This is a genomic window from Microcoleus sp. S13_C3 (assembly GCF_036700905.1).
Taxonomy (GTDB): domain Bacteria; phylum Cyanobacteriota; class Cyanobacteriia; order Cyanobacteriales; family Microcoleaceae; genus Microcoleus.
Map to the genome: position 1 here is coordinate 1 of NZ_JAUBPT010000328.1, position 2369 is coordinate 2369.

Sequence of the window (2369 nt, forward strand, 5' to 3'; positions counted from 1 at the left end):
GCTCCGGAGCTGTGTAAAACTCACTGTTTCTATACTATCCAATCCGGTGTCATCATTAAAAACCTACCCCTGAAAGGCCCCAGGGTGGCGTTAGCAAACGTGACCCACTGCACGATTTGAGCTTGCTGCTCCAAAGTGTCTGGCATTTTACCATGTTTTTGAGCTAAATATAGCAGAATTGCGCCGGATTCCCAAAGTTTAAAATCTCCGTCAACAATTGCCGGTACTTTGCCGAGCGGGTTAATTTCGAGATACTCTGGCTGCAAGTGTGCCCCTGCTTGCATATCCAGGGTGAGGAGTGCACAGGAAAGCATACTATGCTATTCTAGGAAGTAGCCGGCAACTGTAGGCGGTAACTTTAGAAAATGCACACAAGTGCAGAAATCTAGAATCCGTCTAGAAAACCCAGAACCTTGACAAACCAATAGTTTCAGGAGAAACACCCCATGAGAGCTGACAAACGTCCTCAAACCTGTGATGTTAGCGTTACCGCCGACGGCAATTCCTTACGACTTGGCTTCCCTAAGCGTCACACACCGTTGTGGGAACAGTTAAAGGGTAAATCCCTCAAGGGAAAGCCTAACTACCTGTACCTGACTAAATACGGCTTTAGTGCTGACAATCCAGAGGACTGGAAACGGGCTACCCAGCTAGCAATAGCAATGGAGTCCGACCTCGATCACCCTGAATGGGAGAAGTTATTCGATCCGACACTTGCCAAATACGGTTTAGGGGGAGGGAAATATGCCAAGTTGGCAGATGTACTTCAACTACCAGGTGCTAAGCAACCAGAGCCCGAAATCACTGTAGGGGAGATGTGGGAGAGGTATTTGGAATGGAAACGCCCACAACTAGAAGAGACAACGTTTAAATTCCACTATGCCAGTACCTACACCAACGTGCTAAAGGGGTTAGTTTGGGACAAAAGCAAGCGTAAATTTCTGAGTAACGATGCGTCAATATGGGATAAAACACTTGCTAGTAACTGTTGTTTTGTGTCCGAGTTACAAGGCTCGTCAAGGCTACTCAACAGTCTAACAGCGGCATTAAGTGAGGCTTTCTCTTACTTGCAAGTCCAAGGATTGACAAAACTAATAGTCAATCCTTTTGCAGGTGTAAAAGTTGAAAATAAAGCAGACAAGTATAAATCAACTATTAACAAGGATGGTGAGATTAAGGAATGGTGGGATGTTGACGAAAATGACACTGACTTAGACGAACGCGATCGCCGTGCTTTTACTAAGGAAGAGCGAGACATCATTATTAAGGCTTTTTATGAGTCAGATAAGCCCGCTACTCGCAAAATTGCCCCTTTAATTGAATTCCTGTTTCTAACTGGGTGTCGGCCCGGCGAAGCTTTCGCGTTAAGATGGCAAGATGTATTCGTTGGTCGCGATAAAAATTATATCCGGTTCAGCAAGTCGTACAACGGACGCTTAAAAAACACTCAAGTTACAAAAACAGGGGAAGCTAGGCTGTTTAAGATATACCCCAAACTTGAAAGTCTATTAGTAAAAATCAAACCTGTAGACACCAAGTCTACTCAATTGGTTTTTACTAATAGCGCCGACACCAGTTACACCAATGGTGCATTGTACGAAAAATGGGTAATTTCGGCTACTACTCAGAGAGGAATTAAATACACTTATCCCGGCGTGGTTACTCAGTTAGCAACTGAAGGGAAAATAAGTTGCAACTTGAGTCCTTATCATACTCGGCACACATTTATAACCTTGCAAGCACACTCAGGGGTAGATTTGTTACTTTTGGCCACTGCCTGCGGTAACAGTGTTGAGGTAATTCAACGTCATTATCTAGGGATTAATAAAGACGTTGTGTTAGCCGACATCTAGCCCCAACTACCGCCCCCTTATTAAGGGGGTTTTTTATTGGCTATTTTTTGCCTTGCCTGTTTGTGTCTCTGCTTGCATTTCTGGGAGTTGCCGCCAACTGTAGGCGGCTACTCTAGAAAATGAAGGTGGATAGGCCATGAGCCTAATATCCGATATTCACTTGTGTCACGTGACTGACGGTAAGTAGTCCCATTCTATTGGTAACAAAACTTAACAGTTGCAGTATTGACACTTTAGCCTGAATACTGCGATCGTCTTAGACATGAGGAAGATTTCCGCGCAGCCAGCAAGGTTTCTGACACCGAGCTAACTGCGACTTCCCCAACCGTTAGTTGTCAACGTTTGGAGCTTCATTATTATGTCACAACAGTCCGCTTCACGTACCCCACGATCGGCTTCTTTTAACTATTCATGGGATAAGCCCCTAGCTTTGCGCTGGTAAGTAGTCAGACAGAATTAATTACACAAATACATAGTAGAATGATATTTCCGGCAAAATTATGAGTTAATTACAGT

Annotated in this window: 1 protein-coding gene and 1 pseudogene; one reads left to right on the forward strand and one right to left on the reverse strand. The window is 44.2% G+C overall.

Going from position 1 to position 2369, the window contains the following annotated elements:
• Nucleotides 1–74: 74 nt before the first annotated feature.
• Nucleotides 75–290, reverse strand: a pseudogene (locus QUA16_RS36430) (glutathione S-transferase family protein); the annotation flags it as partial.
• Between the two features lie 156 nt (nt 291–446).
• On the opposite strand from QUA16_RS36430, the gene QUA16_RS36435 reads away from it, so the two are divergent.
• The gene (locus QUA16_RS36435) at nt 447–1853 is read left to right on the forward strand and encodes a tyrosine-type recombinase/integrase (protein ID WP_333109703.1); all 1407 of its coding nucleotides are present in this window, start codon (nt 447–449) and stop codon (nt 1851–1853) included.
• The last annotated feature ends 516 nt before the right edge of the window (nt 1854–2369 follow it).